A 7,238-nucleotide genomic window follows, 5' to 3' on the forward strand; every position below is an offset into this window, starting at 1 on the left:
GCGACTCGTATTTCTCCAGGATCGCGCCCTGGGTGAAATGAGCCCCGGTCTGCGGGGTGAAGAACATCTTGCCCGCGGCGAAGTTCTGCGCGAAGCCCGCGCCGACCGGGTAGACGCCGCCGTCACGCGGGCCGAGTGGACCGGCCGGTCCGCCACTGGCGTCGTACGCGGCGGTGATGGCGCCGTCGGCGTCGCTCTCCGGTGTAGCCCACGCGAGTGGCGCCGGCGCGACCGCGACGGCCAGCACCGCCAGCCCCACCGCTGCGCGCCTCATCGCCGCCCTCAGCAGTGTGCGCCGCCCGCTCATCCAACCTCCCCGTGGTCCGGCAAACTTCCCCGAACGTAGCGCTTTCGCCGACGAGGCGTCAGATGACGTCGGACGAGAAAGCATCAGACCGATCTGAGGGAAAATACCCCGCAAACCGTGCCACCCGCGGCTGGTTGGCCTCCCGCGCGCGGCGCGCCGCCCCTCGTGACACCAAAACCGCAGGTGGTGGCTACACCCCCAGGCTGCGGCCGATGATCTCCTTCATGATCTCGGTGGTGCCGCCGTAGATCGTCTGCACGCGCGAATCCAGGTACGCCCGGGCGATCGGGTACTCCCGCATGTATCCGTAACCGCCGTGGAGTTGCAGGCACCGGTCGATCAGATGGACCTGCTTCTCGGTCGTGTACCACTTGGCCATCGCGGCCTGTTCGACGGTGAGCTTCTCGTCGAGGTGCAACCGGATGAACTCGTCGACCATGATCCGCACCGCGGTGGCCTCGGTGGCCAGTTCGGCGAGCAGGAACCGGCTGTTCTGGAAGCTGCCGACCGGCTTGCCGAAGGCCTTGCGCTCCTTGGTGTACTGCAGCGTCTGCTCGAGCACCGCCTCCATCGCGCCTGCGGCGACCACGGCGATCGAGAGGCGTTCCTGCGGCAGGTTCTGCATCAGGTAGACGAAACCCTGCCCCTCCTCGCCGAGCAGATTCTCGGCAGGCACCCGAACGTCGGTGAACGACAGTTCCGCGGTGTCTTGGGCGTCCATGCCGATCTTGTCCAGGTGACGACCGCGTTCGAAGCCCGCCATGCCGCGCTCCACCACCAGCAGGGAGAAACCCAGGGCGCCCTTGTCCGGATCGGTCTGGGCGACCACGATCACCAGGTCGGCGTGGATGCCGTTGGTGATGAAGGTCTTGGAACCGTTGAGCACCCAGGAGTCACCGTCCTTGACCGCGCGGGTCTTGATGCCCTGAAGATCGCTGCCGGTGCCCGGTTCGGTCATCGCGATCGCGGAGATCAGCTCGCCGCTGCAGAACCCGGGCAGCCAGCGCTGCTTCTGCTCCTCGGTGCCCAACCGGAGCAGGTAGGGCGCCACCACGTCACTGTGCAGGGTGAAGCCCAGCCCGCTGTACCGGCCCGCGACAGTCTCCTCGTCGATGATGACGTTGTAGCGGAAGTCCGCATCACCGCCGCCGCCGTACTCCTCGGGCACGGCCATGCCCAGGAAGCCCTGCTTGCCCGCCTCCAGCCAGATGCCCCGGTCGACGATCTTGTCCTTCTCCCACTGGTCGTGGTGCGGCGCCACGTGCCGTTCCAGGAACCCCCGATAGGACTCCCGGAACAGGTCGTGTTCGGGCTCGAAGAGGGTGCGTTCGTACTTGACGGCCGTGGAGCTGGACGTACCCATAGGTGATACCTCCGGTACTGGGTGTCGGGGATGCGGCCAACATATACCAACCGGATGGTTGGTCGCCCGCGGACCGGCGGTCTGGTCATAAACTCGACACCGTGCCCACCCGCCCCACCAGCCTCACCCACTGGGGCGGCTTCACCGCGGACATCCGCGCCGGCGACATCGCCGCGGTCACCCCCCTGGCGGGCGATGCGGATCCCTCACCACTGCTCGGCAACCTGCCCGGCTCCATCCGGCACCGTTCGCGGATCGCCACCCCGGCCGTGCGCCGCGGATGGCTGCGGGACGGCCCAGGACCGACGACGCTGCGCGGCGCCGACGAGTTCGTTGCCGTCGGCTGGGAGGAGCTGACGGAGCTGCTGGCCGGCGAACTGCGCCGGGTCGTCGACACCCACGGCAACGAGGCGATCTACGGCGGCTCCTACGGCTGGGCCAGCGCGGGCCGGTTCCACCACGCGCAGAGCCAGGTGCACCGCTTCCTCAAACTGCTCGGCGGCTACACGTTCTCGCGGCACTCCTACAGCCTCGGCGCCACCGGGGTCATCATGCCGCGGGTGGTCGGCACCCATGACGACCTCTTCAAGCGGTCCACCGACTGGGAGGTGATGGTCGCCCACACCGACCTGATGGTGTGCTTCGGCGGGATTGCACTGAAGAACACCGCGATCAACCACGGCGGCACCACTGCTCACCCGGCACGAGATGCGTTGCGCCGCATGCGGGAACGCGGCGCACAGATCGTCTCGTTCTCGCCGTTGCGCGACGACGTCGACGGTGAGTGCGAATGGCATGCGCCGGTGCCCGGCACCGACGTGGCGATCATGCTGGCCCTGGCCTACGTCCTGGCGACCGAGAATCTGGCCGACCGTGACTTCCTGCACCGGTACTGCACCGGCTACGACCGTTTCGAGCGCTATCTGCTCGGCGCCGACGATGCGACGCCCAAGACCCCGAAGTGGGCGTCGGCGATCTGCGGACTGCCGGCCGCCGAGCTGACCGCGCTGGCCCGCCGGATGGCGGCCGCCCGGACGATGGTCACGGTCAGCTGGTCACTGCAGCGGATCCGGCACGGCGAACAGGCGCCGTGGATGGGATTGACGCTGGCCGCCATGCTCGGCCAGATCGGCCTGCCCGGAGGCGGATTCGGTCACGGCTACGGATCGATGAACGAACCGGGTCTGCCGCCGCTGCGCTGCGGTCTGCCGAAGTTGCCGCAGGGTCTCAACCCGGTGCGCATGTTCATCCCGGTCGCCGCCGTCAGCGACATGCTGCTGCATCCGGGAAAAGAATTCGACTACAACGGGCTGCGGCTCACCTATCCCGACATCAGGCTGGTGTACTGGGCCGGCGGCAACCCGTTCCATCACCACCAGGACATCGGCCGGTTGCGCCGTGCGCTGGGCCGTCCCGATACCGTCGTGGTGCACGAGCCCTACTGGACGGCGATGGCCAGACACGCCGACATCGTCATCCCGTCGACCACCGCGTTCGAACGCGACGACTATTCGGGATCGCGCAACAACCCGATGCTGATGGCGATGCCGAAACTCGCCGAACCCTACGCGCAGTCCCGGGACGACTACACGACCTTCGCCGCGCTGGCAGACCGCCTCGGCTTCGGCGAGCAGTTCACCGAGGGCCGCACCGCCCGCCAGTGGCTGGCCCATCTCTACGAGAAGTGGTCGGCGCAGCTGGATTTCGACGTGCCGCCGTTCGAGGAGTTCTGGCGGGTGGGCCGGCTCCGGTTGCCGACCGACGACGGGCTGACGCTGCTGGCGGACTTCCGCGCCGATCCTCGGGCACACCGGCTGGGCACACCGAGCGGGCTGATCGAGATCTTCTCCACCGACATCGACTCGTTCGGCTACGCCGACTGCGCGGGCCATCCGCGGTGGTACGAGCCCACCGAGTGGCTCGGCGGTGACCGCGCGCGGCGCTACCCGCTGCACCTGCTGGCCAACCAGCCGGCGTCGCGGCTGCACGGCCAACTCGACGGCGGCGCCACCAGTCAGGCCGCGAAAGTGGCGGGGCGTGAGGCGATCCGCATGCATCCGGATGATGCGGCGGCCCGCGGGCTGGCCGGCGGTGACGTCGCACGGGTGTTCAACAACCGAGGCTCGTGCCTGGCCGGCGTCGTGGTCGACGACCGGCTGCGGCCACAGGTGGTGCAGTTGCCGACCGGGGCGTGGTACGACCCGGCCGATCCCGCCGACCCGGAATCGATGTGTGTCCACGGCAATCCGAACGTGCTCACCGAAGACGTCGGGACGTCGTCACTGGCGCAGGGCTGCACCGGGGCGCACGTGCTGGTCGAGGTCGAGAAGTACCGCGGCACACCGCCGCTGGTACGGGCCCACGAGCCACCGGTGCTCCACCCGCGAGCAGACGCAAAGTGATGCCCGACGCGGCGTGTCGCAGACACTTTGCGTCTGCTCGCCGATGAACTAGGCCAGTGCGGCCCGCACCTCGGCTGCCAGCCTGGTCGGGGCGTCCACGGTGAGCATGTGATTCGCGCCCGGGATCGACACCGTCCGCGCGCCGGGGATCAATGCCTCGGCACGGTCGAGCGCCGATCGCGGACCGGTCCGGTAGATCACCTCCCGGTCCCCGATCACCACGGTGGTTGGCGCACCGATCCGTCGGAGTTCGCCGTCGGTGAGCACCGTCGGCGGTGTGACTTCGAAGCGCACGGTGCGGGCGCACAGCAGACTCGACACGATCAGGTCGGGCCCCGGGTGAGACATCACCTCCGGCGTACTCGACAACCAGCGGATGAATCGGCGCACCCGCTCAGGTGAGCGCAACAGCCCCGAGGCGAGCATCCGCACGTAGAACTGCGCGACTATCGGCGCGAGCGTGGCGGCCGGACAGATCAGCACCAGCCGCTCGACCAGTTTCGGCTCCCGCACAGCGAGGTTCGCAGCCAGCCAGCCACCGTAGGAGAGGCCCGCCACCTTCGCGCTGTCGATCCCCAGGCCCCCGAACACCTCGGTCAGCCAGGTCATCAGGTCGGGCACACCGCGGGCCCGCCGCGAAGCCACGCTCTTGTTCGCTTCGGTGATCGTGTCCACGCAATAGCAGCGGTGATCCGCGCTGAGCGCCTCGATCACCGGTGCCCACATCACGGCCGTCGCCGCGGCGCCGTGCAGTAGGACCAGCGGCGGGGCTGCTTCAGGGCCGCTGACGATGACATGGGTGGTGCCGAAACCGGTTGACACATCTCGCTCTTCGAACGGGACCGGCCAATCGCTCAGAATCGCGTCGTACTTCGCGATGAACCGCGCGCGGGAGTCGGGCGTGCGGAACGGGTCGAGCTTCGCCATTCGCCGATGCTAACGGCGCGAACGCCTAGAAGGTCGCGAAGTCCCGCAGGCCGGCCGACAGCGCGACCGGGACCCTGGCCTTGATGCGGGTGCCATGCTCGGTGTGCTCCGTGGCGTCCACCCTGCCGTCGGCGTGGATGCGGGCGACGAGATCACCGCGGTCGTAGGGCACCGTGACGTCGATGACGACGTCGGTGGGTTCCACCAGTTCGGCCATCCGCGTGCGCAACCGGTCGAGCCCCTCGCCGGTGCGCGCCGAGACGAACACCGCACCGGGCAGCGCGCTGCGCAGCTGGGCCAGCATCAGCCCGCTCGCGGCGTCTACCTTGTTGACCACCAGAAGTTCCGGGGGCGGCGCCATGTCGTAGTCGGCCGCCACGTCGTTGACCACCTGCCGCACGGCGTTCACCTGGGCCAGCGGGTTCACATCGGACCCGTCGATGACGTGCACCAGCAGGTCGGCGTCCACGACCTCCTCCAGAGTGGAGCGGAACGCCTCCACCAGCTGGGTCGGCAGATGTCGGACGAAACCGACGGTGTCGGTCAGCACGAACGGCCGTCCGTCGTCGAATTCGCCTCGGCGCGTGGTCGGTTCGAGGGTGGCGAACAATGCGTTCTCCACCAGCACGCCCGCTCCGGTGAGCGCGTTGAGCAGGCTCGACTTGCCGGCGTTGGTGTACCCCACGATCGCCAGGGCGGCGACGTCGCTGCGACGCCTGACACTGCGCTGGGTGTCGCGGATCTTCTTCATGTCCTTGATCTCGCGGCGCAGCTTCGACATCCGCTCGCGGATCCGGCGGCGATCGGTCTCGATCTTGGTCTCACCGGGACCGCGGGTGCCGACGCCGCCGCCGCTGCCGCCCGCGCCACCACCCTGACGCGACATCGACTCACCCCAGCCGCGCAGCCGGGGCAGCATGTACTCCATCTGGGCCAGCGACACCTGCGACTTACCCTCGCGGCTGGTGGCGTGCTGGGCGAAGATGTCGAGGATCAGCGCGGTGCGGTCGATCACCTTGACCTTGACCGCCTTCTCGAGCGCGTTGAGCTGAGCGGGGCTCAGCTCGCCGTCGCAGATGACGGTGTCGGCACCGGTCGCCAGCACGATCTCACGTAGTTCCTGGGCCTTGCCGGAACCTATGTAGGTCGAGGCGTCGGGCTTGTCGCGGCGCTGGATCAGCCCTTCGAGCACCTCCGAACCGGCGGTCTCGGCCAACGCGGCGAGCTCGGCGAGGCTGGCGTCTGCGTCGGCGGCGCTGCCCTCGGTCCACACGCCGACCAGCACGACGCGTTCCAGGCGCAGCTGGCGGTATTCGACCTCGGAGACGTCGGCGAGTTCGGTGGACAGTCCGGCGACGCGGCGCAGCGAGGCGCGGTCTTCGAGCGCGAGCTCACCGGTGCTCGGGATGTTGCGGGAGTATTCGGGATGAGTCATAGGCGAATCAAGGTTCGCACGGAGTCCATGTGTCATGCACCTCGATTAACGCAGATGAGAGCGCCACCATTCCTCGGCGAGCTCCCCGTCGGCCAGCAGTACCGACGGTCCGCGCAGGTAGCTGGTCGCCTCGGTGACCGTGACGGCGACGCTGCCACCGGGGATGACGACCGTCAGCCGCCCGGTCTGGGCGCCGTCGTGTGCGAGCGCGGCCACCGCGGCAGCGACGGTGCCCGTCCCGCAGGACCGGGTCTCCCCCACCCCCCGCTCGTGCACGCGCATCGACACCACGCCGTCGACCGGAGCGGTGAGCACCTCGACGTTGACTCCGTCCGGGAACTGCGCGGCGTCGAAACCCACCGGCGCGGCGACGTCGAGTGCGGCGAGGCCGTCGGCGGTCAGGGCGGCGTCGACGCAGGCCAGGTGCGGGTTGCCGACGTCCACCGCCAGGCCGCCGAACACCCGGCCGCCCACGGTCGCGGTGCCCGGCCCGAGCTGGTTGGCCTTGCCCATCTCGACCGTCACGTCGGCTGACAGCCGGTCGACCTCGTGCAGCACCACCGGTCGTGGACCGGCCAGCGAGCCGACGACGAACTCGTCACGCGATTCCAGGCCGGCGGCGCGCAGGTAGTGCGCGAACACCCGGACGCCGTTGCCGCACATCTGGGCGATCGAGCCGTCGGCGTTGCGGTAGTCCATGTACCAGTCGCCCTCGGCGACCCCGTCGGGCATCCGGTCGAACACGCCTGCCGCCAGCGCGGCGCCCGCCGTCGTGACGCGCAGCACGCCGTCGGCGCCGAGGCC

Annotated in this window: 6 protein-coding genes; 1 reads left to right on the forward strand and 5 read right to left on the reverse strand. The window is 69.1% G+C overall.

Translation table 11 applies throughout. The features are described from left to right. The coding region (locus Q2100_RS27480) for an LGFP repeat-containing protein (protein ID WP_407667703.1) at window positions 1–307 on the reverse strand (307 nt) is incomplete at its 3' end. A 190-nt stretch (window positions 308–497) separates the two neighbouring features. Then, entirely contained in the window at window positions 498–1,670 is a 1,173-nt protein-coding gene (locus Q2100_RS27485; RefSeq protein ID WP_302916591.1) for an acyl-CoA dehydrogenase family protein, read from the reverse strand. Between the two features lie 101 nt (window positions 1,671–1,771). Between Q2100_RS27485 and Q2100_RS27490 the strand changes: the two genes are divergently transcribed. Beyond that, the gene (locus Q2100_RS27490; protein ID WP_302916592.1) at window positions 1,772–4,072 is read left to right on the forward strand and encodes a molybdopterin guanine dinucleotide-containing S/N-oxide reductase; all 2,301 of its coding nucleotides are present in this window, start codon (window positions 1,772–1,774) and stop codon (window positions 4,070–4,072) included. Window positions 4,073–4,120: 48 nt separating this feature from the next. Here the strand turns inward: Q2100_RS27490 and Q2100_RS27495 are convergent, their stop codons facing one another. From Q2100_RS27495 to dapF, 3 genes are all read right to left on the reverse strand, one after another. Then, complete coding sequence (locus Q2100_RS27495) at window positions 4,121–4,999, reverse strand: alpha/beta fold hydrolase (protein ID WP_302916593.1); 879 nt, start codon at window positions 4,997–4,999, stop codon at window positions 4,121–4,123. Window positions 5,000–5,024: 25 nt separating this feature from the next. Further along, a complete protein-coding gene (gene hflX / locus Q2100_RS27500) occupies window positions 5,025–6,434 on the reverse strand; it encodes a GTPase HflX (RefSeq protein ID WP_302916594.1) in 1,410 nt (469 codons plus the stop codon). A 45-nt stretch (window positions 6,435–6,479) separates the two neighbouring features. After that, on the reverse strand, window positions 6,480–7,238 hold a 759-nt coding region (dapF, locus tag Q2100_RS27505), incomplete at its 5' end, for a diaminopimelate epimerase (protein ID WP_302916595.1).

This window comes from Mycolicibacterium arseniciresistens, from assembly GCF_030519285.1.
Taxonomy (GTDB): Bacteria; Actinomycetota; Actinomycetes; order Mycobacteriales; family Mycobacteriaceae; genus Mycobacterium; species Mycobacterium arseniciresistens.

Bases quoted from the DNA above. Each gene is read 5' to 3' on its own strand.
- Q2100_RS27485 (WP_302916591.1), bottom strand. From the start codon at position 1,670: ATGGGTACGTCCAGCTCCACGGCCGTCAAGTACGAACGCACCCTCTTC.
- Q2100_RS27495 (WP_302916593.1), bottom strand. From the start codon at position 4,999: ATGGCGAAGCTCGACCCGTTCCGCACGCCCGACTCCCGCGCGCGGTTC.
- hflX (WP_302916594.1), bottom strand. From the start codon at position 6,434: ATGACTCATCCCGAATACTCCCGCAACATCCCGAGCACCGGTGAGCTC.